Consider the following 25888-nt stretch of genomic DNA (forward strand, 5'->3'; position numbering starts at 1 on the left):
AGCTGTATTATCTACTCGTCTACTAAAAATACGTATACTTCTTTGGGGCCGTGAATACCGACCACCAATGTTTTTTCGATGTCGGCTGTACGGCTTGGACCTGTGGCAAAGGAAATGGCCGACGGGAGGTCGCTGCCATATTTATCTCTCAGTTTGCTGAGTGCATCCTTCAGGTCAAAAACCAGTTGGTGCGTATAGGCAATCATGACGTGTACCGGGGCATATACGGGTAGGGCCCTTCCGCTGGGTTGAGCCGCACTTAATACCACAGTGCCAGTACGGGCTACCAGGTATTCGCAATCCGTGATAGCTGCATCCGCTTCGTGTATAGTACCCTTGTTCAACACTGGCAGCTCTTCAGAGCGAATCGTTTTCAACAGGGCAGGTGTTTGACAGTATACGTTGTGCCACTCTTTATTTTCGCAAAGCGCGCGCAAACTATCCATCATTTCGCCTTTACTGGTACAGTAAACAAACTTCCCCTGCAAACGGCTAAATTCCTCTGCAAACTTTAATTCCAGGCTCTCATTCTCAGTTCTGAAAACAGACGAGTTGCCCTCCGAATTTGGGAAGGGCAACTGTACTGACTGACTTAACGCATTCCGTACTCTCTTCAGAATATTTTCCTTAGCAGGAGAAATCTTCATATCGCTATTTACGCATTAGCTGGTGATGGAGAAGGGTTGATGATATCTGACGGATGAACACCATCAGTAGTCATCCCTTCTTTATTCAGTGGATGTTCCCGGTGTACGTCGTATGGACGTTTACCGATCAGTCTTTCCAGGTCGGCCTGGTATAAAACTTCTTTCTTCAACAGCTCTTCTGCCAGTATTTTTACCTGGTCCATTTTTTCGGTCAACAGGTCTTTGGTTCTGACATAAGCAGCAGCAATCAGTTTCCTTACTTCATCATCAATCATTTTGGATGTTTCTTCAGAGTAAGGCTTAGTGAATGACTGGTCGCTGTTGGGATCGTAGAAAGATACATTACCCACTTTATCATTCATACCATATACGGTTACCATTGCATAGGCCATACGGGTAATTACCTGCAGGTCGTTTTGTGCACCGGTGGAAATTTTACCAAATACCAGCTCTTCTACCGCACGGCCACCGAGGGTCATACAGATATCATCGAGCAGTTGTTCAGTATTGTACAGGTATTGTTCTTTCGGGAGATATTGCGCATAACCAAGTGCTGCCACACCACGGGGAACAATAGTTACTTTCACCAATGGGTTAGCATGCTCCAGGTGCCAGCCACAGATGGCGTGACCTGCTTCATGGTAAGCAATGACTTCTTTTTCTTCCGGAGAAATGATCTTATTCTTCTTTTCCAAACCTCCGATTACACGGTCAATGGCATCATTGAAGTCATCCATTTCCACCTGCATTTTACCCTTACGGGCAGCAATCAGGGCAGCTTCGTTACATACGTTGGCGATATCTGCGCCGGCAAAGCCCGGGGTCATCGAAGCCAGCTTCTTCACATCCAGGTTAGGGGACGTTTTGATGGGCTTCAGGTGTACTTCAAAAATGGTTTCCCTTCCAGCCAGGTCTGGTTTGTCAATAGATATCTGACGGTCGAAACGGCCTGGGCGTAATAATGCGCTATCCAGTACATCGGGCCGGTTGGTAGCAGCCAGGATAATGATACCACTGTCTGTTCCGAAACCATCCATTTCCACCAGCAATTGGTTCAGGGTGTTTTCCCGCTCATCGTTGCTCATCATCACGTTCTTACCTCTGGCACGGCCAATAGCATCAATTTCATCGATGAAAATGATACAAGGCGCTTTCTCACGGGCTTGTTTAAACAGGTCACGTACACGGCTGGCACCCACCCCTACGAACAGCTCCACAAAGTCGGAACCAGACATAGAGAAGAAAGGAACCTGCGCTTCTCCAGCCATCGCTTTAGCCAGAAGGGTTTTACCAGTTCCCGGAGGGCCTACCAGTAACGCACCTTTAGGAATTTTACCTCCCAGAGAGGTATATTTTTTAGGATTCTTCAGGAAATCCACGATTTCCATTACTTCTACCTTTGCTTCGTCCAATCCGGCTACATCGTTGAAAGTTATATTCACCCGGGTGCCTTTGTCGAACAGGGTAGCTTTGGATTTACCGATATTGAAGATACCACCCGGGCCGCCGCTGCCACCAGCAGGACCACCCATTTTACGCATCAGCAATATCCATAAGCCAATGATCAGGATAATTGGCAACAAGAGCTGGAATATTGGTTCAAACCAGCTTTGGCGCTCATCGTAAGATATCTTTACCTGGTTTTCTACCGGGATACCTTCCTGGGCTTTGTCAATATCTTTCTTAAAACTCTCTTCACTGCCTATCGTAAAACGGAAATGCGGACCAGGGTTATCACCACCAAATCTGCTCTTGTTAACGCCGTTAAACTTAGCTTCTTTTAAAGAGTCTGGTTTTATGTAGACTTCTACATATTTCTTGTTTACAACCACCAGCTTATCTACATCTCCTGGTTTCAGATAATTTACCTGAAACTCCTGGAAGGAGATTTCTTTGGTGGGGGACTTGAAATCGCCAAAAATGTTCATTGCGAGCAGGGCTACACCAATAAAGGCATATACCCAGTATATATTGAACTTCGGTCCTTTCTTAGGTGATTTCTCTGAACCCTTGTTGAAGTTATTGCCTCCTTTTTCCATAATCTTACGCTCCTTTACGGATATTTATTGCAATCAGAATAATATGAATAATTAAATTCTAAAACAACTGTTTACTCAGTTTTCTACGTGATCCATTCTATCGGCATCGCTCCACATCTCTTCCAGATTATAGAATTTCCTGTTTTCCGGTTGGAATATGTGCACAACAACATTCACATAATCCACCAAAACCCAGTTTTGCGAACTAAATCCTTCGTGTTTATACGGTTCCTCAGATGTCTGCAACTCCACCTGCTCTGACACATAATCAGCAATGGCTTTCACCTGGGTGCCGGAATTGGCTTCACATATGATAAAGAAATCGGCCACAGCTTCAGGAATCTGGCGTAGATCCAGGGATACGATATTTTCCCCCTTCTTATCCTGTATGGCCTTGATGATGGTGGTAAAAATTTCACTTTCTCTGGTCAGGCGTGACTGCGCCTTCTTTCTCGTGCTCAGAACGGTTAAGGGTGCCAATAAATCTCGTTTTTGTTAAAAATAATCTTTAATTGTCAAAGTTACTAAACAAGCAGTAATATAACATGTTTAATATCGCCTCCGGGCCTCCTGAAAATGTTAATTAAATAATAAAATGAATTACTTTTCGGGCCAGATATACAGACTAAAAAAGATTCATGTGATAGGACACCCGTTCAAGGTATTAACAGAAGTTGACAGCACCAATAACTATGCCATGGAGCAGGTAAATTCCGGGCAGGTGACATCCGGTACAGCCTGGTTTACGAGCAACCAAACCGCCGGAAAAGGAACCCGTGGGAAACAATGGCTGGCTCAGCCCGGCGATATCAGCGCACTCAGTATTGCCCTCCAACCAGCGATGCTACCCCTTTCCAGGCAATTTATGTTAAGTATTACCGTAGCCCTCGCTACCTGCGATTTCTTTGCCAGCTATGCCGGTGATGAAACGATCATTAAGTGGCCAAATGATATTTATTGGCGTGACAGAAAGGCAGGCGGTATCCTGATTGAGAATGTATTAAGAGGAAATGTCTGGCAATATGCCATTATTGGCATAGGACTTAATATTAACCAGGCAGCCTTTTCACCTGATCTTCCCAACGCCGTTTCCCTTCGGCAAATTACCGGCAAAGTCCGGGAAGCAGCCGACCTGGCCCGGGAACTCTGTACCTTTCTCGACAAAAGGGTCCAGCAGTTAGTCCCCGCTAACTACGACGCATTGCTCCGCGAGTATACCACCCGGCTTTTCCGATGGCAACAACCCGCCCTCTACCGGAAGGATGGTCAAATCTTTGAAGGCATTATCCGGGATGTACTTCCCGATGGGCATTTATGCCTGGAAAGGGAAGGCCAAATCCTGCAATTGGGATTCGGAGAAATAGAATTCATACTTAACCACTAACAGCTAGCTTATTTCATACCATCCTGGTAGCTCTCTTGTTTCTTCGCCAACCGTTGTTGTATCAATACCGGCAACTCAGGTGATAAACCGGATAACAGGTAGGCACGAATACCAAAGGCATATTCGCGGCAAAGGGAATCCTGAAGGGCGCCGGTTTGCTGTACCTGGCCAATATACTTCCTGGCTTTTTCATCAGGCGCCGGACCAATTTTAATAATATAACGCAGCGTATCCATCTTGGGAAACCAGAATACATAGTCTGCATCAAAGGCCACCGCCTCCGGCATCTTCCCTTTATTATAATAATTCAGGGCGCCGGCTTCTCCATAATTTTCGCAAATCACCAACGTATAAGGGCGATCGGCCTCCGGTACCTGCTGCCATGCCTGTAACGCCATGGCTGCCATTTCGCGCCATCCCAGCATGTCTGCAAAATCCTGGGGCAAGGCATGGTCTTTACCATCTTCCCAGCGTAATACACCCAGCGCCTGAAACTTCGCCGCCCTCTGTTGTATCTGCGCCGGCAACAATACCGGGAAAACGGCATTCAATAACAAGGCAAACGGTACAATAATTACCGCTACCCATAGTATCCGCAATCTCCGTGTCCAGTCATGGGTAAAAATCCTGTCCCAGTAAACGCTTCCAAAGGCTAGCAATACAGGGTACAAACCCAGGGAATAATAGCTCTTAGCCCGTAAATACGTAAATAAGAAAATCGTTAGACCATATATCAATAAAATTACCCGGTACGGCCGGAATGGCCTGTGAAAAATCAACCCCATAAAGGCTGCTACGACGATAAAGGCGCCACCAATGAAGAAAATAAACTGATCTTTGATAAAATTCAACCGGCTCACATGTACCAGCTGCCTGTCATTCAGCTCTTTCATATGATGAATAACCGGCAACCCATGCTGTAACTGCCAGATAATATTGGGAGCAACGATAACCAGGGCAATCAGTCCGCCGATATAAAGGTATTTATCCCGGAATATTTTCCAATGAGATGATAGTAATAAGCCCCCCAGCATTCCCACTACGAGGAAACCAATATTATACTTATTCAGTATGCCAACCCCTGTAAACACCCCCATCCATAGTAACCATTTAGACTGATTGGTATGCAGGTATTGCAATAAACACCAAAACAAGGATGTCCAGGCCAGTATATCGAATGAGTTGGGCTGATACAATAAATTGACCCGCGACATGCCAGAACAAATATAAACCAGTGCTGCCAACACCTGGGCAAACCAGCTACCACCCAACAATTCCACCATCTTCCATACCAGCACCATCGTTAAAGCGCCATACAAAGCAGGAAAAAATTTTATCCAGAAAATGCCGTTTCCTAACCATCCGATTACTATTGAGTTCAGGGCCGTAAAAGGAGGTACTGATAAATATCCTGTTGAAAGATGCCTGGCCAGGTCCAGGTGAAGGAATTCATCTCTTTGTAAATCATAATACGGATGCAATACCAGGTATTGAAAAATCATTTTCACTATTACAATTAATAACAGCAATAACAGGGAGGTACGACGTGGAGGCATAGTGTTGTAGTTAACAGATATTGTCACAATAATAAATGCATCACAAATAAGTTGGTGATCTATTAAATAAAAAACGGAAATACGAATGTATTTCCGTCTATGGATTTAGCGTTTCTTGTTCGGTGGCATATGTGGCAAGGCCGCTCTACATAGCAATCATCAGGGCTTGATGATAACAAGATTTTGGTTGATAAAGGCGTTAACAAATTGTGAAATTTTTTCTATTTAATCAAAAATGAAATTGCAACAATGTTTCAATTTATTAAATACCCCTTATCCATTAAGCATTTGAGTCTATAAAGACTATCAAAAACTTAACATTGCTATTGCCTACCTGTAAAAAAATTCATTCGAAATTGCCTAAATTTGGAATATGTCTACCAATAAAAATGCTTCCATTGGATTGAAAACAATCAACGACTTCAACGACGACCTCCAACTGTATACCCGAAAAGAAATGGTTCCCAAAGCGCCGCTACGCGGGAGCTTTGCGGTACAGGAAAGGGCGGACCACAACTGTGTGGATGAAGTAACTGCCAGCCGGCGGGATTACTACAAGATCAGTTTCATCAGTAAAGGCAGCGGTATTTTTACCATGGGAGAAGAGCGCTATGAGGTGGATGGACCTACTTTAATCTTTATTAATCCATTTGAATTAAAAACATGGCGTGCTACTTCTGAAGAGCAGGAGGGGTACTTCTGCCTGTTTACCGACCTGTTGTTTGAAACGCAAACCAATCACCAGGAAAACCTGCTGATGCATCCATTGTTGCAAATGGGGGCCCAGGCAGTTTATAAACTAACCGATGAACAGTGCAGTTATATCCAGTCTATTTTCCGGCAATTATTAAGAGAGTATAGTGAGAATGCCGCTTTTAAACACGAAGCGATTCTTATTTACCTCAAACTACTCCTGTTAGAGGGAAAACGGCTGTCGACCCAGTTTACCTCTCCCCAGCGCCAGCTTACGGCAGCACAGGCATTGGCTCATCGCTTTACCGACAGGCTGGAAAAACAATTCCCGATTGAGTACACACATAATCAACTTCGTCTTAAAACGGCTAAGGAGTTTGCCCAGGTATTAAATACACATCCTAATCACTTAAATGCCTGTGTAAAACAAGCCACTGGCCGTACTGTGAGCGAGCATATCCGCCAGCGCATGTTGCTGGAAGCCCGCTTATTGCTGATCCATACCGATTGGCAGATTTCTGAAATAGCCTGGTGCCTTGGGTTTGAGGATCCTGGTAACTTTACTCACTTCTTTAAAAATCACAGCGGCGTTTCTCCACATATTTACCGGGCACAATAGCGCCCTTTGATATTAACAATTAATACTTTGTTTCCTACAATTGCTGCTCCTGTATTGATACCTACTTTTATATCACTATAAAACAAAACAATATGCAGTACAGAAAATTAGGGAAAACGGGAGAATCAATATCTGCTATAGGACTGGGTTGCATGGGTATGTCATTTGCGTACGGCAGCAGCCAGGATTTCAATGAACAGGAATCACTGGCTACACTGGAACTGGCACTGGAATCAGGCATTAATTTCTGGGACACCGCCGATATGTATGGCCAGGGAGCGAATGAAATTTTATTGTCAAAAATATTAGCTACCAGGAGAGATAAAGTTTTCCTCGCTACCAAATTCGGATTCAGGTTTAAAGAAGATAATACTTATTACTTTGATGGCTCTCCCCAATATATTAAACAGGCTTGTGAAGCCAGTTTAAAGCGATTGAACGTTGATGTAATCGATCTCTATTATACTCACCGCATAGATGACACCGTACCGGTAGAAGATACGGTAGGTGCTATGGCTGAATTGGTAAAAGAAGGAAAGGTCCGTTACCTTGGTTTATCTGAAGCAGGCGTCGATTCTATCCGCAGGGCGCAGGCGGTGCATCCTATTGCTGCATTGCAAACAGAATACTCGCTGTTTACCCGCGATATAGAGGAAGAAATTTTAGCTACCACCCGGGAGCTGGGCATTAGCCTGGTGGCCTATAGTCCGCTGGGCAGAGGGCTTTCCACTGGTGCTATCAACAGCCAGGCATCCCTGAGCAAAGAAGATTTTCGTATTAATTTACCACGTTTCCAGGAAGGTAATCTCGAGCAGAATTTACGTATGGTGAATGCGTTGGAAGCATTTGCAAAAGAGAAAGGAATTACAGCGGCCCAGCTGTCGCTCGCATGGCTTCTGGCCCAGGGAGATGATATTATTCCAATTCCTGGTACTAAACGCCGGAAGTATTTACTGGAAAATGCAGCCGCAGCGGATGTTAATTTATCAGCAGCGGATCTGGCAAGCATTGAACAGATTCTGCAACAGCATGCCGTATCCGGGCTCCGTTACACGGAAGGAGGTATGAAACTGGTAAACAGATAGGAGTATAAAGCTATTTAAGCAAAGGATCAATGTAATTTAAATATCTGCAATGATCCTTTGCTTTAGCTTTATGCTTTTCGCTTTAAGCTTACTTCGCTTTCTTATAACCCCAGTCCTGGAGCCATTTTATAACTTTTTCTTTATAATCGCCCTGGATAAGGATTTCGCCGTCCTTTACACTGCCGCCGGTACCGCATTTGGTTTTTAATTCCTTTCCCAGTTTTTCGAGATCTTCCTCTTTACCAACAAACCCGGTAATCAGGGTCACCACTTTTCCTGCGCGTTGTTTTTTGTCGAGTGTTACTCTCAGCACCTGGTTGGCGGGCGCCAGGGTTTCAGTAACTTCTTCTTGTTCCGGCTCGAATGAAAAGTTTGGATCAGTGGAATATACAATTCCATTACCTGATGTATTTTTCTTTTTCGACATCTCTTTAAAATATTTAAAGGTTACTCGTTTACAATTAAGTTGATGGCTTTAGGCTGTATGCGGATATGTACCATGCCTTTCTCGGAAAGTGGTACTGCATCGCCATCTACCTGCAGGTATTCCAGCTGCTGGCTGCGTATGGTAATATCCTTACCTGTAAAGTGTTGCAGGTAGCGGGTTTTATCGATATTTCCCAGGAGAGAAAAAACGCTGACTGGTACCAGGCTCAGTACACCTACCGGGGGCATTACGCACAAGTCGAGCTGTCCGTCAAATACGCTGGCCTTGGGTGCCAATTTAAATTCATAACCAAACTGATTACCATTGGCCACCGTCAACAAAAATGCTTTCGTTTGAATAGTCTTGCCGTCAATATCGATATCATATTCCGCCGGGTCGTAGCTACTAAAGCTTCTCAGTACCAGCTTAGCATAGCCCGACAATCCCCGTTTGGTGTTATGCCTGAATTGTTCTGCAATCAGCGCATCAAAGCCCACGCCGGCATTGCTGAGAAAGAGATGTTCATTGGCATATCCCACGTCGATAGGCCGTTGTTTATTTTTAACAATCAACTGCAGGGCTTTATTAATATCCAGTGGAATCTTCAAGGCCCGGGCCAGCCCGTTGCCGCTGCCCAAGGGCAGAATGGCCATCGCGGTATTACTTCCCACCAGGCCCTGCGCTATCTCGTTAATAGAGCCATCTCCGCCCACTGCTACTACTGTATGTACCCCGTTTTGCACGGCTTCCCTTGCCAGGTCTGCGCCATGGCCCAGGTAGGCGAGCCAGGTGATGCTTACTTCAAACTGGCCTTCCGGCAAATATTGCCTGATAGCTCCTTCCAACCGTTTTTCCCGATCGGTTCCAGCCTTGCGGTTAATGATAAATAATATCTTCTTCAAAAAAACCGTTTTATAGTATAATTGCTTTGAGGCTCAGATCCAGGCTCACCGCATGATGTATAATGGCGCCCACGGAGATGTAATCCACGCCTGTTTTTGCGTAAGTTTCCAGGGTATCCAGGTTAATGCCGCCGGATGCTTCCGTTTCAAACCGGCCATTGATCAGTTCTAATGCTTTAACAATATCTGCGGGAGTAAAGTTGTCGAGCATAACCCGGTCGATTTGCCCTACAGCCAGCACCTCTTTTACATCATCGAGATTACGTGTTTCCACTTCAATTTTCAAGGGTAGCTGCTGTTCTTTGAGATAGGCCACTGTTTTGGTAACCGCTGCGGTGATGCCACCGGAAAAATCGATATGATTATCTTTCAGCATGACCATATCGTACAACCCCATGCGATGATTAACGCCACCGCCTATACGAACTGCTTCTTTCTCCAGCATGCGGAAATTGGGAGTTGTTTTCCGGGTGTCGAGTATGCGGGTATGATATCCTTTCAGCTTTTCCACGTACTGGTGGGTAAGGGTAGCAATCCCGCTCATGCGTTGCATACAGTTGAGCACCAGTCTTTCCGCCATCAATAAGGTATGCACGGCTGCGGTTACTTCAAAGGCTGTTTCGCCTGCTTTCATCGCATCGCCGTCTTTCTTATGCGGCGTGAATCCTGTATACATATCGAGCCACCTGAAAATAGCCTCGGCTACTTCCATACCTGCCAGTATACCATCTTCCTTAATTTTCAATACGGCCTTTCCTTTGGCGGTAGGCAAAATAGAAGCCAGGGTGGAATGGTCTCCGCTTCCTATATCTTCTGCCAATGCACTTCTGATAAATGCATTCAGTGCTGATTCTTCTAACATAATTGCTTGATATTATTGAATATTCACACGGGAAATCTCCGCACTCCGGTGTGAAAGATATACCAAAAATAAAAAGTGCCCCGCAATTAATTGCGGAGCACCGGGTTTTTTCAATAATTTATATCGGCTATTTATTCTCAAACCTTAATTCGTTTAGCACCATAGAGCCTCCTTTCTTTTGCAGGAAAAAGGAAACCCGGAAGGTACCGTTGTTTGTTACCATATTAGCAATACCAAACCGGGAGTTATCACCTCCCTGATGCACTAACTCAAATGATTTAACCGGATTCTTACTAAAGAAATCCTTTAAGATAATTTCAGCTTGTGCTTTGCTATAGGAATTAGGCTTACCAGCTATATTAATCTCAACGTTATTATCGAGGTAACGGGATAAGCCATTTATATCACCTTGCTTAAGTGCTGCCACTACATCTTCAAACGGACCAGCCGCCACTATTTCAATTGGCCGGGCCGACAATGTGAACGTCGTAAAAACACCTCCCAACAACAGAATCCCCAGCACCATCAATAGCTTCTTCATTGTCAGTTATTTTATTAAAAATGTGATTATTCTAACTCAAATTAAAAGCGAAAACTATGCCAAAGAGCCTGCAAATCAATAAAATCACATTATAGTGGTAGCGCTTAATGCCTAAGTAATAATGGTTTAATAACATGTTTAAATTTTTGCATAAAAAAATTTCTGCATTCATATGAACAGCCGAGCTTGAAAATTAATTTTTTGATAAGTGTTATTTTTGCAAAAAATTTAAACCCTTTATAAGTACTTTCACCCTCTTGAGTGAATTATTAAACTATAACCAGATAGGATATGGAAAAGAAAAGAGCCATTCTCGTAATTATGGACGGATGGGGCGAAGGTAAAGTACCTGCAGCCGATGCTATTGCACATGCAAAAACCCCTTTTGTAAGCAGTTTATATAAACAATATCCACATAGCCACCTCATTACCTGCGGAGAAGCGGTAGGACTTCCTGATGGACAGATGGGTAATTCCGAAGTCGGTCACCTGAACATCGGCGCCGGCCGTATTGTATACCAGGAATTACAGCGTATCAATGTAGCTATCAGAGATGGGGAATTGGCAGCCAACCCGGTGTTGCAGGAAACCATGGCACATGCCAAAGACAATAATAAAGCCCTTCACCTGATTGGCTTGGTAAGCGATGGCGGTGTACACTCCCATATAGAACACCTGAAAGCACTTACTTCCATTGCCCAATCCAAAGGGCTGGAAAAAGTATACATCCACGCCTTCACCGATGGCCGCGATACCGACCCTAAAAGTGGTTTAGGTTTCCTGGAAAACCTGTCGGCCCACCTGGAAAAAACCACCGGTAAAATTGCCTCCGTTACCGGCCGCTATTACGCGATGGACCGCGACAAACGCTGGGAACGCGTACAACTGGCATACGACGCGCTGGTAAACGGTACCGGCACCCCGACACAGGACGTACTCACCGCGGTAAAAGCCTCTTATGCAGAAGGTGTAACCGACGAATTTATCAAGCCGATCATCGTAACAGATGCCCAACAGCAGGCTGTTGCCACTATCCAGGATGGAGATGCCGTACTGTGCTTCAACTTCCGCACAGACCGTTGCCGCGAAATCACTCAAGTACTCACCCAGGAAGCATTCCCGGATTTCGGTATGAAACCGCTGAATCTCTTCTATACTACCATGACGGAGTACGACCGCACCTATAAAAATGTGCATGTCATCTTCGAAAATGACAACCTTAACATGACGCTGGGTGAAGTACTGGCCAAAGACGGCTGTACACAAATCCGCATCGCAGAAACAGAAAAATACCCACACGTATCTTTCTTCTTCTCTGGTGGCCGTGAAGCAGAATTCGAAGGCGAACGCCGGATGATGGCGGCTTCTCCCAAAGTAGCCACCTACGACCTGAAACCAGAAATGAGCGCCAACGAACTGGCCGACCTGATTGTACCCGAACTGCAAAAGAAATCTGCCGATTTCATTGTGCTCAACTTCGCTAACGCGGATATGGTGGGACATACCGGGGTATTTGAGGCCGTTATCAAAGCGGTAGAAACCGTAGATCATTGCGTGGAAAGAGTAGTTACCGCGGCGCTGGCCAGCGATTATACCGTGTTCCTCACCGCCGATCATGGTAACGCCGACTTCATGATCAACCCTGATGGAAGTCCCAATACCGCCCACTCTCTAAACCTGGTACCGTTTTTCATTATCAATAAAGACTTCAGAGGTACCGTAAAAGATGGTAAACTGGGCGATATTGCTCCAACCATCCTGCATTTCATGGGATTATCCATTCCTAAGGAAATGACCGGTAACCTGCTGGTATAAATATATTTCCCATTTTTAAGGAGGGAGAGAAGCGTCACTAAATGACCTTTCTCTCCCTCTCTGTTTTATCCCCGGATTAAAATCTGATGAAAATCCATCTTTATTTACTACCACCTGTAACATTTAGTTCATCGCCCTCGTTTAACAAGCGTTACCCTGGAAAATATCAGCTCAATTAGCTGATTTACATATTTTTAGTGCTCTCGACAGATTTGCTCATGCATCGATGCGCCGTTTTCACGGCGCATTTTTTATGACCCACATTTAAGTATTAATTTTGCACTATGAAAAAATACAGGCAAGTAACGGTGTTATTTACCATAGTTGGCTTAATGGCCTGTAACCTGGCGAATAAACAATCTAAGAACCCGTCACAAGATAAATTTGCATCATTTCCTGCATATTTTAACCAGCAGCATGATCAGTTAAGAAAAGGAGATTTTATCCTCTCTAAAGTGGTAACCCTTAATGGCCAAAAAGATACCGCCACCATATACGGGCGGGATAGTGCTGCCATACACGATCTGCTAAAGCCATTTATGGAAATTGATCTGAATAAACCTTCCCTCCGGGAAGAATATGATACTTCCAGTTTATACGATCCATTCTCCGGCAGGAAATCAGTGATCTATAAATCGAGGGGAAAACAGACCAGCCCTTCTGAAATCACCATGGAATTAGATCGGCAGGGAAACATCCAACAGGTAAGCGTCCATTCTTATACCAGCAACCTGGTGTATGAATTCAGGCAAGACCTCTTTTACCAGCAAAACAGGCAGGTTCGGATGACTACCTATCAGAAAATTGCTTTCCTTTCCCCGAAAGAGCTGGAGGTAAATGTAACCATTGCACCTAAAACAGGTATGTAAACATGACAGCAGCGGAATTTCAGAAAATATCGCATACAATTCCCGGCAATGCCGGTATTTATAAATACTATGATGAGGCCGGCACCCTGCTTTATGTTGGGAAGGCCAAAAGTTTACGTAAAAGGGTGAGTTCTTATTTTGTAAAGAACCACGACAATTATAAAACCCGTAAACTGGTGGAGCATATCCACCACATCGAGTTTACCATTGTAGACTCTGAGCAGGATGCCTTCCTGCTGGAAAATTCACTCATCAAACAATTCAGGCCCAAGTACAATATCAATTTAAAGGACGATAAAACCTACCCTTACATTGTTATTAAACATGAGTCTTTTCCCCGGGTATTTTTCACCCGTAACGTTATTAAAGATGGCTCAGACTATCTGGGTCCCTTTACTTCTGTGGGCCGGGTGCGTGAAATACTGGACGTCATCAAATACAACATCCCGTTACGGACCTGTAACCTGAACTTGTCGGAAGAAAATATCCGGAAAGGCAAATTTAAAGTATGCCTGGAATACCACCTGGGCAACTGTAAAGGCCCTTGCGAAGGATTGCAAACGCAGGAAGACTATCGGGAAGGGCTGCAACAGGTGAAGAACGTTTTAAAAGGAAACCTTACGCCGGTGGTAAACCTCTTTAAAGAACAGATGATGGACCATGTGGCCAGGATGGAATTTGAAAAGGCAGAAATCATGCGTAAGAAAATAGAGAGCCTGGAAACCTACTCTGCCAAATCCACTATTGTAAATACCCGTATGGGCAATGTGGATGTGTTTTCTATTCTCAGCGAAGGTAACCATGCTTATGTCAATTACCTTCGTATCCTCAATGGCACTATTGCCGACACTAAAACCGTTACCCTGGAGAAGCAACTTGAAGAAAGTGATGAAGAAGTGCTGGCATACGCCATCGCCTATCTCCGGGAAGTATTTAAAAGCATTAATACAGAAATCGTAGTACCGTTTCCGTTAGAATACCCCGAAAGCAATATCACTATTACTGTTCCCAAGGGGGGCGACAAAAAGAAATTGCTGGAGTTGTCTGAGAAGAACGTTAATTATTTCAAAGACGAGTTATACCGCAAAAAGATCCTGCACCTGGAAGGCAAATCTGATATGGAGAGAAAGCAGGTATTATACCAGCTGCAGGCCGATCTTGAATTACCAGCACTTCCGGAACATATTGAGTGTTTCGATAACTCCAACTTCCAGGGTAGCTATCCTGTTGCTGCCTGTGTGGTATTTAAGGATGGCGTGGCATCCAAGAAGGATTACCGGCATTTTAACATCAAAACAGTAGAAGGTATCAACGACTTTGCATCGATGAAAGAAATTGTTTTCCGGAGATATAACCGGCTACTGGCAGAAGGGCAACCACTTCCTCAACTGGTGATTATCGATGGCGGTAAAGGTCAGCTGGGTTCTGCTATGGAAAGTATTCGCGAGCTAAACCTGATTGGTAGTATGACCGTTGTGGGACTGGCCAAAAATGAAGAAGAAATATTTTTCCCCGGTGATTCTCAAAGTATTAAGCTGCCCTACAACAGCGAAAGCCTGAAACTGATACGCCGGGTGCGTGATGAAGTACACCGCTTTGGTATCACTTTTCACCGGCAGAAGCGCAGTAAGGGTACTTTCAAAAATGAATTGGAAAGCATTAAGGGCATCGGGGAAAACACCGCTACCCAACTGTTGAAAACCTTCCGGTCGGTGGCTAAAGTAAAACTACTATCTGAAGAAGATCTGGCTAAAGAAGTAGGGGCGGCCAAAGCAAAGCTCATCTGGAATCATTTCCATCACGCTAACGGCTAAACATTTTGTGCCGTTAATTGCGGGCCAACGGCCATGGCCATTTCCGCCTGCAATACATGCCGCTGGATATGCGCGATCAGGAACCCGAAAGTATCGCCTACCGATAGTTTAATAAATCGCGACAGGGAAGTCGGCACTTTATATTGCCGGATATTTATCTTTTCTGCCCGTAGCAGCAATGATTCGGTAAGTTCCTGCTGTTGTACGAATTCCTGTATAACAGTTGCCACATCTGGTTGTATAGTTGGTAGATGGCCTTTGGGCGATTTCATACGGGAGCGGAGCTGTCCATCTTCCTTCGGTTGCATCAGGCGGGTAAACCTGGCACCTAACCAACTACTGCGAAACAGCCGCTCTGGCTGGCTATGTTGCTTTTCGGCGGCAGCAATCGCCTGTTCCAGTTGCGGGAGATAATACCGGCCATAGGTATTCAGGTGCTCCAGGCACTGTATAGCGCTCCATTTGCCGGGCATAGGGGACTGTTGTAAAAGAGCAGCTGTTTTTCCACCAAAGTAATTCTCTACTTTATATTGGGTAGCTACGGTTTGCTTACGCAGGCCTTGTAATAATTCGATGCTGTTGATAGGCGGCATGACAGTAATATTTATCTCAAAAGTAGTACGGCCGGTGTTAGAAAATCTTGGTGCAGATCAACATTTTATAATTTCACGGTCCCCAGCAGTTTGCTGAAAGTAGCAGGATCTATACCCAGGTAGGAGGCCAGGTATTTATGTGGTATCAGCTGTAACACATGTGGACTGCGTGTAAGCAGCTTTCTGAATTTTTGTTCCGCTGTAAAAGACAGGAGCTCTTTGTGTCTTTCCAGCAGGCCGGATAGTGCGGCTACCGTTCCGAGTCGTACCCATCTTTCAATGGTAGGATATTGCAGGGTAAGCCGGTCAAAATCGGTATAACTCATCCGGAGCATATCGCTGGCGGTGAGTGTTTCCAGGTATGCAGAAGAGGGTTGTTGCAGCTGAAACGAATCCATGATACCAGAAAACGACCCGGTGTAGGTAAAAAGGAGGGTAGCTTCTTTATCGCCTTCCAGGCAGAAAAGTCGCTGTACGCCGGCATTTACAAAATAGAGGTATTTTTCCACTTCACCGGCTACGGTAATAACTTCTTTGCGCTTAAACTGTACCGGGTGCCAGCAAGCTGCCAGCGCTTCCCATTCATGATTGGGAAGAGGCATCATGCTATTAGCGAGTTTACGGAGTAATTCGAGCGACATACGGAAAGATAGGGAAAAGCGGGCAAAGCAGGAAGTAATAAAAGCAAATGACCTAAGCAGGCGCTTAGGTCATTTGCTTTTATTGTTTTAATAGGTTTAATACTGCCAGAGGTCCTGTTCTTTATTAAAGATACGGTCTTTAATGGCCTGGCCTTCCAGGAGGCGCATTACACCGTCTTTAATATAATCCTTGATCTCGCGGTTGTAGGTATTATTTTCCTTCACGATGTAGCTACCGAAGAAGCGCATTTCGAAAAGGTCTTCCCAACTGATAGTGGCGGCATCGTTGTTCTGGTTATACACGTCATGTTTAGCCAGTATACCGCGGCAATCGGGATAATATACCCAGAATAAGGGGATGGAGGCGCGTATGCTACCATCTTCATTAATACGGGATACCATTGGAGCAATACCCAGTATGCGAACTTTCAGGGCAGAAGCTTCTTTGTCGAATACCCATACTTCTTTGATTTTGTACTGTTTAATAGTACGGGGATCAAAGTCATCGCGGGTAGTCACCATTTTTTCTTCGCCGGTTACCGGATCTATACTGCGTACAGTTCTTTCTTCACCGCTGAGTTTATTTTGGATCTCAGAGTAGGGCATTACGGTAGTAAAACGGTCGTCGATAGGGCTGAAAGCTTCCACCTCTTTATTCTTGATGGCTTCGAGCAGAATATTAATAAACAGTTGGTTTACACCAGACTCATCTTCCACATTGTATTGGAAGGGGAGGTTTATTTTTTCCCTGATATCGATTACCTGCCATACACGTTTTTCCCAGAAACGATCATCCTCGCGGATGTAGTCATAGGCAATCGGTGTACGTTCTCTGGCCAGGTTTCTTTCCACTACGCCATCAACGCGCAGTGATTTGCGTGGGGTGTCTACCACGGGGGCAGTGATACCGTCCGGGCGTTGAGAAGCAGGTGCAGCGGGAGCAGGGGGAGGTGTCACGGCATTTCCAGTAGCCGGGTTTACCACGGATGCATCGGGTGTAGTAGCAGTCCCCGTAGTAGCGGTTCTGCGGCGGGTTGTACCACCACGGCGTTGCGCATCAGCAGCTGTTGCCAGCATCACCAGCAAAAGAGTGCACCAACCAATTCTGTTAAATATTACTGCTCGCATAATTCAGTAATTAATGACCGTTAGTTTAATTTAAATATTGTGCTCGGCATAGAACGAACAACATTGTCCGGGCCTTTCACTTTCACGTTTTCAAAATATACTTCATCACCTGGGCGCAGTGCACGGATAGAAGCCGTTACGCTGCCGGGGAAGTAAGCAGAAGTAGCATCACCTTCCTGGTATTCTTTACCTTTGGCAGAGATACCTACGCGGTAACCGACTACTTCATATTTTACGCCTTCAAATTCGAAATCTTCCAGGTCTGCACGCAAACCACCCTGTACTTTAAAGTCGGCTGCTTTCATGGAACCACCTTTGTTAACACCAACTTTCAGTACCGGATCAGGAACACGTTTTACACGAAATTCTTTCTGACCGAGTGATTTGGTTTTACCATCGATGTTAGCCACTACATTAATTACTGCTTTACCTGGCTGGCTTACCGTTACGATATATTCGCCTGAACCGCGTTTAGTCATATTACCACCGGTAATAGAGGCAGATACCTGTTCAGCAGGTACACCAGCAGCAGAAATCGAGATTGGGTTCTGCAGCCCGATATACAGCACGTTCATTTTATCTGCGGAAATAGAAGTAGAAGAAGCTCCTACATTATAAGTTTCTGTAAAGGGATAGGATTCAGGAGCGCCACCAGTTGGGCTAGGTAAGGTAATAGTACCGGAGATAGTTTTTTCGCCAATGCCGGCAGCAACTGCAGTAAAAGTTCCTAAACCATCTTTTGCTTCAACGGACTGGCCGTTTACAACGATAGTTGGATTTACCGTAGTGCTGTAAGCACCTACTGCGATGTTGGCAGTTAAGGTTTGACCCTCCATCAGATTTTTGGAATTCAGGGAGATGAATGGTCTTACTTTATCGAATTTAAATGAAGCTGCATCGATCTGGCGATACAGATCATCGATGATGGCAGACTCGGAGTTTTTGATATCATTCTGGAATTTACCCAGGATGGTAACAGCTGCGATAGTAGGCACCATGTTGAAGTGATAGGTAGTCCATGATTTGGTACCACCGCCATGTTCATCTGTCGATTTACCTACTTCAATTCTCAGTGGTAAAGTTTTATTGAACTGATCTCTTTTTTTAGGATCTACGAAAGAAAGTAATTTTTCGCGAAGGTCTTTCAGCTTAGCTTCCAGTTCCGGACCTTTCTTCATATTCTCCATCACCCTGGTAGGGGCGTCCAAACCAGCTTTATCCTTGATTTCGCCATGTTCGTCCAGGCCACCACTTTCATCGATGATGGTTTTCTTTAAAGACTCTACATAGTCGTACATGCTGGCAGATAAACTTTTCACTTGTTGCGCTTTGGCTCTGAAGGGAGCTGTTTTTTCAGCGTTGTCCTTCATTTGAGCGTCAAATTGCGAATAAATGAGATTGTTTTTATCTGCTAAGGATTTATTAGAGGTATTGATTGAATTATTTACGATACTAAAAGCGTTCAATATTTCAGCAGAGACGTTCAACGCGAGCATGGCCGTCAAGACCAGGTACATGATGTTGATCATCTTCTGCCTAGGATCTTTAGGTAGTGCCATAGTTTGTTTTCAGATTTAATTGATATGTGTTAATTCAGAAACTATTAGCCGTACCTTATCTTCCACCGTTCATAGCGCTCAACATGTTTCCATAAATGGAGTTCAGGTTGCTGAGGTTTTTAGCGAGCTGGGAAATTTGTTCCTGTGTTTTCTTAGCATCGTCAATGCTGCCGCTCATAGCAACAGATGCATTGTGCAGATTGCTGTAGAATTTGTTCATCGCTTTCAGGTGGTTGTTAGTGTCCTGTAATTCCAGTTCGTAGATGGTGTTCAAAGAAGCCAGGTTTTTGGTCATACCCTGCATCTGTACATGGAATTCTTTTGTTGATTCAGAAGCACTGTTGAAAGAAGATACAGCAGCAGCGGCAGTAGTGTAAGCGTTGGCTACATTACCAATAGCGCTGGCAGCTTCTCTTGTTTTCTGTGTGTAGTCGCCGGTAGCAGCTACTACATCGCTGATGTCTCTCATTTTGTCAACGGTGGTTCCCAGCTTCTGGAAGTTTTCGCTCAGGCGTTGCAGGTTTGCAGGAGTGATGTCAGCTTCCTGGAGCATTTTGTCCAGGCCAGCTACTGCCGGGCTGCCAGCTACTGCTACTACTTGTCCTTCGTGAGAAGCACCGGAATCGGGTACAAAGGCGTATACGAAGAAGATAAGCGCCTCAGTGCTCAGACCTAAGATCAAAGCGATGTCGGCACCCCGCCAGTGTTGCAGTTTAAATAACGCTCCGATAATTACCACGGAAGCCGCAATACATACGAAAAAGTTCAGCCATTTAGCTTTGTTAGGATTCATAGCCATAGGTTAAAATTTACTGGTTAAAGTGTTAATAGTTAAAGTCTGTATGGAATAGTTAATTCTCACTGATTTGCTGATAATAGTGTACATAATACAAAAGGTTTCTTTGGCAGTTATAAATACAGGCTATTATTCAAAATGATTCTACTCTATCTGTGTTTGGCTCTTCTGCTCAGGGCAATGGTACATCTGAAACCAACGTATGATTTAGCACTGTCCTGGTATTCATATGTCCGGGTTCCTGTCTGGAGGAAATATCCTACATCTTTCCATGACCCGCCTCTGATAGCTTTACGCTTCATTTTTAATGGCGCATCATCTGGTACATCCATTCTCAAATACGGGTTCATATCGGAAGTAAAGGAGTAGGCATTTTCATAGAAGATATCGGCAGTCCATTCAGCTACGTTACCAGCCATGTTATACAATCCGTAATCGTTAGGCCAGTAAGCATCTGCGCGAACGGTGTAAAATCCACCATCTTCCGGATAGTTACCACGACCAGGTTTGAAGTTGGCCAGTAAACATCCTTTCTTATTGCGGATATAATAACCACCCCATGGGTAAGGTGTTTGTTCTCTACCGCCACGGGCGGCGTATTCCCACTGCGCTTCAGATGGCAGCTGGAATTTATCCTCCGTAAACAGTTTTTTGCTTGCACGGTAGTCTTCCCAAAATTTACTTCTCCATTCGCAGAAAGCTGTGGCCTGATGCCAGTTTACACCTACTACCGGGTAGTTGTCAAATGCCGGGTGCCAGAAGTACATACGGGTCATTGGCTCGTTGTAGGCATAAGAGAAATCCCTGATCCAGCAAAGTGTGTCGGGATAGATGGGTACATCTTTTTTAACGATAAAGGTAGAACGTGGTTTACCCGCGTTTTCCCTCAACTTGGCTTTGTCCCAGTTGAAAGTTTCCTGGTGATAGATCAGTTTACCTACGTCGATATCTTTACGGCCGTATAAGCGGTCTGCCTCAGAATAGATCATTGCATCCAGCTTTTCAACGGTACCTTTGTCTTTCCAGCTAATCTTCTGTTTCCAGTCGATGATATCATGTCCATCATCAGATTTCACATGTCCTAACAGGATGTGCGCAATGGAGTCTGTTACCCACTGTACAAACTGGCGATACTCGTTATTGGTAATTTCCGTGGCATCCATATAGAAGCCAGAAATGGAAATTGACTTATTACGCGCCGTGTACGCATAGTTTACATCCTCATCACTGGGACCCATGTGGAACGTTCCGGCTGGTACGTATACCATCCCATAAGGTACAGGGGGAGTGTACTTCGGTCTTGGGCTTACGCCAATCAATTGACCTTGCGCATTTTTAGGGGTTTTACTACCGCCACAGCTGGCCAGCAGGGAAACCAGCAAAACCGCCAACAGACCTTTTACATAGTTAAGCTTCATAAGGGTAGCTTTCATCAGAATATGTTTTTTCTATTAACCAGCCTGGTGCGATTTGCCTGTATACAAGGGAACACATTTCTCATATTTCACCCGCTTTGTTTATATGAAAGATAGCAAATGTAATAATTAATTTTAATCCGTAGTGACTTTTTATCCAACTTTTTCAATTCCACTCAGAACCGTTCTGTAACTAGTTTAAACGTTGCTTTTAACATTTTATTATATAAACGTAATAACATTTATTGAATCAAGCCTCTCCCTTACAGAAGGCAAGTTACATAATTATTATATTAAATTAATAATTTCTTCTATATAAGTAACCGGCTTAATGCAATGATAATCTTTACATAAATACACTAAAGTTTCGTTTTCCTTTAGCCGATCGGCTAAAAGAGGCATCTCTGGAATATTTTTTTCAGCTCCTATCAAAATCCGGTAAGGGATAAACCATTTTCCAGCTTCTTTCATCCTTTCTTTAAAATCTTTACCGACAATTGCCAGTTCCGGGGTGCCCTTTACAAACTGTAATAACTGGCTTGCCCATACACCAAAGGAGGTAGGATACCGTACCACTGTTTGCGCCAGCCCAGAAACTGCTGCAACACAGCGGTCGGCCCAGGGCCGTTCATCAAAAACAACGGAAAGATACCAAAGGTTCTGCATCATAATAGCATTTCCACTAGGTACTGCGCCGTCATATATCTCCTTTTTTCGTACAATCACGTCGTTTTGCCCGGCAATGGTATAGTAGAAAAAATGCCCAGCTTCATCGCTAAAGTGCTTTACTACAAATTCGGTGATATTCTTTGCCTGGTAGAGATAATTCAGCTCCCCGGTCACTTCCTGCAAGGCTATCAATGCCCGTATCAGGCAGGCATAGTCGTCGAGAAAGGCAGGATATTTTGCCTCGTTATTTTTCCAGGTATGCAAAAAGGCCTGTCCGGAAGCCGTTTCACGGAAATGGAATAAACAAAAGTCCATATTCCGTACCGCCATCTCCCGGTATTCTTCTAATCCCAGTGCTGTATATGCTTTGCAACAGGCATGGGCCATCATAGCATTCCATCCCAGGAGGATCTTATCGTCCAGGCCAGGTCTTACCCGGTTGGCCCGCACCGCCATCAGCTTTTCACGGCAACCTTTCAGCATGGCCGCCAGGATAGGCGGGGCATAGCCATGCGCTGCAGCAAATGCCGCCAATGGCTGCCGTACCCATAAAATGTTCTTTTCTTCCCAATTTCCCTCCTCTGTTACGTCGTAGTAGTCGCAGAACACCTTTGCCTGCTCACCCAGCACATGATGAATTTCGGCTTTGCTCCAAACATAAAACTTGCCTTCCACTCCCTCAGAATCCGCATCCAGCGCGGCATAAAAGCCACCTTCCGGAGCAGTCATCTCCCGGGTAATAAATCCCATGGTATCCTGGATGGTTTGGGCGTATATTTCACTGCGGGTTAACTGGTAAGCATCACAAAGCACATCGAGTAATAACGCATTGTCGTATAGCATCTTTTCGAAATGGGGCGCCAGCCATTTCTCATCAGTAGAATAACGGGCAAAGCCGCCACCCAGCTGATCATACAGGCCTCCCTGCAACATCTTATCCAGCGATAACAAGGCATGTTGCAGTGCTGCCGGGTGTTCCCAGGTATGATGATACCGTAGCAGGTACCCTATTGTAAAGGTTTGCGGGAATTTAGGCGCCCGCCCAAAGCCACCCCAGGTAGTATCGGACTGCCGTAGTATGTTCTCACAAATAGTATCGCATTGGGCCCTGGTAAATAGTTCTTCCCTTGGAATATGCACATCCAGCGAAGATGGCAGACCAAATTGGGCCGATTGGTGAATATGCTGCACCAGGTTATCGGCCTGGGTTTCAATATCTGCACGCTTATTTACAAATGCGTCATGCAACGACAGGAGCACATCCGTCCAGGAAGGCCGGTTATACGCCTTCACAGGAGGGAAATAAGTCCCCCCATAAAAAGGTTTTTTTTCGGGTGTAAGAAAAACATTGAGCGGCCAACCACCGGCGCCGGTCATGGCCTGCACAGCATCCATATAAATATGATCCAGGTCGGGCCTTTCTTCCCTGTCAATTTTTATATTGATGAAATGTTCGTTCATGATAGCTGCGGTAGCTTCATGCTCAAAACTTTCCCGCTCCATTACATGACACCAGTGACAAGCAGCATAACCGATGCTAACCAGTATCGGCTTATCCTCCCGTAAAGCGCGTTCCAGGGCTTCGTCTCCCCAGGGATACCAGTTTACAGGATTATGTGCATGCTGTAGCAAGTAAGGGCTTGATTCACTGATCAGCTTGTTCATGGATTCCGCTAAGCAATAATGATTGATAAAATATTACGCTACAAAGAAATTTATTTTTTCAGGATTACAAAGAAATATTTTTCCCGCTGTTCTGCTGAGAAAATATCGCAGCAAAAAAACAGGGATGGCATAATGCCATCCCTGCTAAATTTCTATAGACAGAAACTGTTTATTTCTTTGCTGCCAATGTGGTCAGATACTGTTCCAGTGCGGCTGCCATGGAAGGCGCCTGCGGAAGCGGGGCTTTTACATCCAGCCTTAATCCTGCTTCTTCCACGGCTGCGGATGTCGTAGGACCGAAAGCCCCGATATGAGTACCGTTCTGCTCAAACTCCGGCATATTTTCAAAAAGTGATTTTACACCTGATGGGCTGAAAAACACAATCATATCGTAAGCTGTGGCGGCCAATACTTCCTTTACATCTGTAGACACTGTTTTGTAAAGGGTAGCCGTGGCATATTCACACTTATTGGCTTTTAACCATTCTTCAATATCCTTCTTCTGACTGTCGGAACTGGGAAAAAGGAATTTCTCATTGTCGCGGTGCTTGTTCATTACTTCCAGCACCCCTTTCGTTGATCCATCCGCTCCATAAAATACCTTCCGTTTACGATAAAGAATGAATTTCTGCAGATACAACGCTACAGCTTCTGTAATGCAAAAGTACTTGCAGTCCTGCGACACTTTAATCTTCATTTCTTCACAGATACGGAAAAAGTGGTCAACCGAATTACGACTCGTAAAAATCACTGCCGTGTAGCTAAGAATGTCGATTTTCTGTTTTCTGAACTCCTTCGCTGGCAAACCTTCCACCCTAATGAACGGGAAAAAATCCAACTTAACATTGAACTTCTTGGCCAGATCAAAGTAGGGTGACTTTTCAGTTTCAGGCTTAGGTTGAGAAATTAGGATTGACTGAATTTGTTTACCTTGCAAATCTTTTTTTGGCCCGCCTTTTATCATACGTTTTTTTCTCTTGTGTTAACAATAGGCGATAATCAGGGATTACCAGTTAACCAGATATTCTGCAGCACCTTGGTTAATATTAAAACAGGCGCTACTTCGAATGTGCAAAGGTAAAGAAAAAAATGCAATTTACTGAAGGATAGGTACTGCTTAACCAATGAATAAGATCTAATATACCTGTATATAACCAGTAATACTATAAAAAATAACGATATATAAAGGAAAGTACGGGCTAATTCCGGCTTACAGAAAGCAATTATAACCAAAAACGGCACCAGCAACACGCCCAGAATCTTATTAATCAGGTATAAAATGAAAATGTAAGCATCAGCCAGCTCGCTATTACCAAACAACCAACCACAAAACCGCAGCATAACATATTTAAACCCATATACCACTGCCACCAGCAAAATCAGGGCTGGAATCAGTAGCCAGGGCTGAGCTTGCGGAAATACCTGTTGTCGGTATAATACCAGGTAGAAATATACCCCCAATACGATAGCAAAAAATATATTCAGCAGGAAATTAGGGAACGGCGACTGCGACAGCTGGTCTTTCAACTGACGCTGGCTCAACGTTGGGTTCAGGAAAGCCCGGAAAAGATCAGAAAAATATTTCCGATAGGCCAGCCGTACAATACTCAGTACCAGCAGGATGCCTGCCATCAGATAAATCAGCCAGTCCATATCGCGGTAGGGGCGCAAAGGATTAGTGTCTACAAACCTTGGTTTACCAGGCTTCAGGAAGATATTCTCCTGCGCCAGCTGTTTCATATAACGATCATAGTCGGATACCGGCTTAACTTTGGGAACAGCGGCCACTGCCACGCTATCGGTTTTATGCCCCGCCGTGTCGGCAGGTAAACGGGTAGAATCGTTCTTCTGACGTGCAACCACCGGTAAAACCGCTTTTGTGCTATCTCTCTTCACCCACACTACATGTGCGGAATCTTTTTTCAGCGGTGCTGTACGCACTTTCGGGCGCAAAGAATCGCCCATCGTATGGCTCACCACTGGTTTTTTCTTTATTACCGGCTTTACAGCAGCGGAATCTGTTGTTTGTGCCAGTGTCGGCAAATAACTGAAAATGAATAGCAGCAATAACCAGTTTCGCACCAGGAAAATATTTTGCAATGACTTTAAATCGGTTTTTCAACAATAACGTTCCGTTCTCCCGGAAGATTCAACGGCAATTAACACTGT

The 25888-nt window shown here is 44.7% G+C and carries 23 protein-coding genes; 6 read left to right on the forward strand and 17 right to left on the reverse strand.

Going from position 1 to position 25888, the window contains the following annotated elements; genetic code table 11:
* Nucleotides 1-11: 11 nt before the first annotated feature.
* The 3 genes from HGH90_RS18350 to rsfS all read right to left on the reverse strand — a co-directional run bounded on the left by HGH90_RS18350 (nt 12) and on the right by rsfS (nt 3166).
* The gene (locus HGH90_RS18350; RefSeq protein WP_168766573.1) at nt 12-647 is read right to left on the reverse strand and encodes a lactate utilization protein C; all 636 of its coding nucleotides are present in this window, start codon (nt 645-647) and stop codon (nt 12-14) included.
* An 8-nt stretch (nt 648-655) separates the two neighbouring features.
* Entirely contained in the window at nt 656-2686 is a 2031-nt protein-coding gene (gene ftsH, locus HGH90_RS18355; protein WP_168766572.1) for an ATP-dependent zinc metalloprotease FtsH, read from the reverse strand.
* A gap of 75 nt (nt 2687-2761) precedes the next feature.
* Nucleotides 2762-3166: a ribosome silencing factor gene (gene rsfS / locus HGH90_RS18360; RefSeq protein ID WP_168766571.1), complete on the reverse strand. Its 405-nt coding sequence runs from the start codon at nt 3164-3166 to the stop codon at nt 2762-2764.
* 115 nt (nt 3167-3281) lie between these two features.
* Between rsfS and HGH90_RS18365 the strand changes: the two genes are divergently transcribed.
* Entirely contained in the window at nt 3282-4070 is a 789-nt protein-coding gene (locus tag HGH90_RS18365; RefSeq protein ID WP_211093093.1) for a biotin--[acetyl-CoA-carboxylase] ligase, read from the forward strand.
* Nucleotides 4071-4078: 8 nt separating this feature from the next.
* On the opposite strand, the gene HGH90_RS18370 is transcribed toward HGH90_RS18365, so the two are convergent.
* Nucleotides 4079-5626, reverse strand: a complete 1548-nt coding sequence (locus HGH90_RS18370; protein WP_168766570.1) for a glycosyltransferase family 39 protein — start codon at nt 5624-5626, stop codon at nt 4079-4081.
* A gap of 373 nt (nt 5627-5999) precedes the next feature.
* Between HGH90_RS18370 and HGH90_RS18375 the strand changes: the two genes are divergently transcribed.
* Together HGH90_RS18375 and HGH90_RS18380 are read left to right on the forward strand one after the other, a co-directional pair.
* A complete protein-coding gene (locus HGH90_RS18375) occupies nt 6000-6938 on the forward strand; it encodes a helix-turn-helix transcriptional regulator (protein ID WP_168766569.1) in 939 nt (312 codons plus the stop codon).
* Between the two features lie 92 nt (nt 6939-7030).
* Nucleotides 7031-8023, forward strand: a complete 993-nt coding sequence (locus tag HGH90_RS18380; protein WP_169191683.1) for an aldo/keto reductase — start codon at nt 7031-7033, stop codon at nt 8021-8023.
* Between the two features lie 88 nt (nt 8024-8111).
* Here HGH90_RS18380 and HGH90_RS18385 read toward each other — a convergent pair whose 3' ends face one another.
* The 4 genes from HGH90_RS18385 to HGH90_RS18400 all read right to left on the reverse strand — a co-directional run bounded on the left by HGH90_RS18385 (nt 8112) and on the right by HGH90_RS18400 (nt 10755).
* Nucleotides 8112-8450: a translation initiation factor gene (locus HGH90_RS18385; protein ID WP_168766567.1), complete on the reverse strand. Its 339-nt coding sequence runs from the start codon at nt 8448-8450 to the stop codon at nt 8112-8114.
* Nucleotides 8451-8470: 20 nt separating this feature from the next.
* A complete protein-coding gene (locus tag HGH90_RS18390; protein ID WP_168766566.1) occupies nt 8471-9352 on the reverse strand; it encodes a diacylglycerol/lipid kinase family protein in 882 nt (293 codons plus the stop codon).
* Nucleotides 9353-9362: 10 nt separating this feature from the next.
* The gene (gene nadC / locus HGH90_RS18395) at nt 9363-10214 is read right to left on the reverse strand and encodes a carboxylating nicotinate-nucleotide diphosphorylase (protein ID WP_168766565.1); all 852 of its coding nucleotides are present in this window, start codon (nt 10212-10214) and stop codon (nt 9363-9365) included.
* Between the two features lie 127 nt (nt 10215-10341).
* On the reverse strand, nt 10342-10755 hold the full coding sequence (locus HGH90_RS18400) for a DUF4783 domain-containing protein (protein ID WP_169191684.1): 414 nt from the start codon (nt 10753-10755) through the stop codon (nt 10342-10344).
* A gap of 291 nt (nt 10756-11046) precedes the next feature.
* On the opposite strand from HGH90_RS18400, the gene gpmI reads away from it, so the two are divergent.
* The 3 genes from gpmI to uvrC all read left to right on the forward strand — a co-directional run bounded on the left by gpmI (nt 11047) and on the right by uvrC (nt 15253).
* Complete coding sequence (gene gpmI, locus HGH90_RS18405; protein WP_168766563.1) at nt 11047-12570, forward strand: 2,3-bisphosphoglycerate-independent phosphoglycerate mutase; 1524 nt, start codon at nt 11047-11049, stop codon at nt 12568-12570.
* 284 nt (nt 12571-12854) lie between these two features.
* On the forward strand, nt 12855-13439 hold the full coding sequence (locus tag HGH90_RS18410; RefSeq protein WP_169191685.1) for a hypothetical protein: 585 nt from the start codon (nt 12855-12857) through the stop codon (nt 13437-13439).
* 2 nt (nt 13440-13441) lie between these two features.
* Complete coding sequence (uvrC, locus tag HGH90_RS18415; RefSeq protein WP_168766561.1) at nt 13442-15253, forward strand: excinuclease ABC subunit UvrC; 1812 nt, start codon at nt 13442-13444, stop codon at nt 15251-15253.
* Here the strand turns inward: uvrC and HGH90_RS18420 are convergent.
* From HGH90_RS18420 to HGH90_RS32135, 9 genes are all read right to left on the reverse strand, one after another.
* Entirely contained in the window at nt 15250-15846 is a 597-nt protein-coding gene (locus HGH90_RS18420; RefSeq protein ID WP_168766560.1) for a DinB family protein, read from the reverse strand. The two genes, uvrC and HGH90_RS18420, sit on opposite strands and share 4 nt — an antisense overlap.
* Before the next feature lie 65 nt (nt 15847-15911).
* On the reverse strand, nt 15912-16487 hold the full coding sequence (locus HGH90_RS18425) for a Crp/Fnr family transcriptional regulator (protein WP_168766559.1): 576 nt from the start codon (nt 16485-16487) through the stop codon (nt 15912-15914).
* 96 nt (nt 16488-16583) lie between these two features.
* Entirely contained in the window at nt 16584-17615 is a 1032-nt protein-coding gene (gene gldN, locus HGH90_RS18430; RefSeq protein WP_145662826.1) for a gliding motility protein GldN, read from the reverse strand.
* A gap of 20 nt (nt 17616-17635) precedes the next feature.
* Complete coding sequence (gldM, locus tag HGH90_RS18435; RefSeq protein WP_168764742.1) at nt 17636-19174, reverse strand: gliding motility protein GldM; 1539 nt, start codon at nt 19172-19174, stop codon at nt 17636-17638.
* Nucleotides 19175-19229: 55 nt separating this feature from the next.
* Nucleotides 19230-19967, reverse strand: coding sequence for a gliding motility protein GldL (gene gldL / locus HGH90_RS18440; RefSeq protein WP_247679901.1), 738 nt, complete (start codon nt 19965-19967; stop codon nt 19230-19232).
* A gap of 152 nt (nt 19968-20119) precedes the next feature.
* Nucleotides 20120-21403, reverse strand: coding sequence for an SUMF1/EgtB/PvdO family nonheme iron enzyme (locus HGH90_RS18445; RefSeq protein ID WP_247679902.1), 1284 nt, complete (start codon nt 21401-21403; stop codon nt 20120-20122).
* Between the two features lie 270 nt (nt 21404-21673).
* Entirely contained in the window at nt 21674-23719 is a 2046-nt protein-coding gene (locus HGH90_RS18450) for a thioredoxin domain-containing protein (RefSeq protein ID WP_169191686.1), read from the reverse strand.
* A gap of 169 nt (nt 23720-23888) precedes the next feature.
* On the reverse strand, nt 23889-24683 hold the full coding sequence (locus tag HGH90_RS18455; protein ID WP_145662813.1) for a uroporphyrinogen-III synthase: 795 nt from the start codon (nt 24681-24683) through the stop codon (nt 23889-23891).
* Nucleotides 24684-24718: 35 nt separating this feature from the next.
* Nucleotides 24719-25801: a DUF4271 domain-containing protein gene (locus tag HGH90_RS32135; RefSeq protein ID WP_169191687.1), complete on the reverse strand. Its 1083-nt coding sequence runs from the start codon at nt 25799-25801 to the stop codon at nt 24719-24721.
* Nucleotides 25802-25888: the final 87 nt, after the last annotated feature.

This window comes from Chitinophaga sp. Ak27 (assembly GCF_012726295.1).
In the GTDB taxonomy this organism is placed as follows: domain Bacteria; phylum Bacteroidota; class Bacteroidia; order Chitinophagales; family Chitinophagaceae; genus Chitinophaga.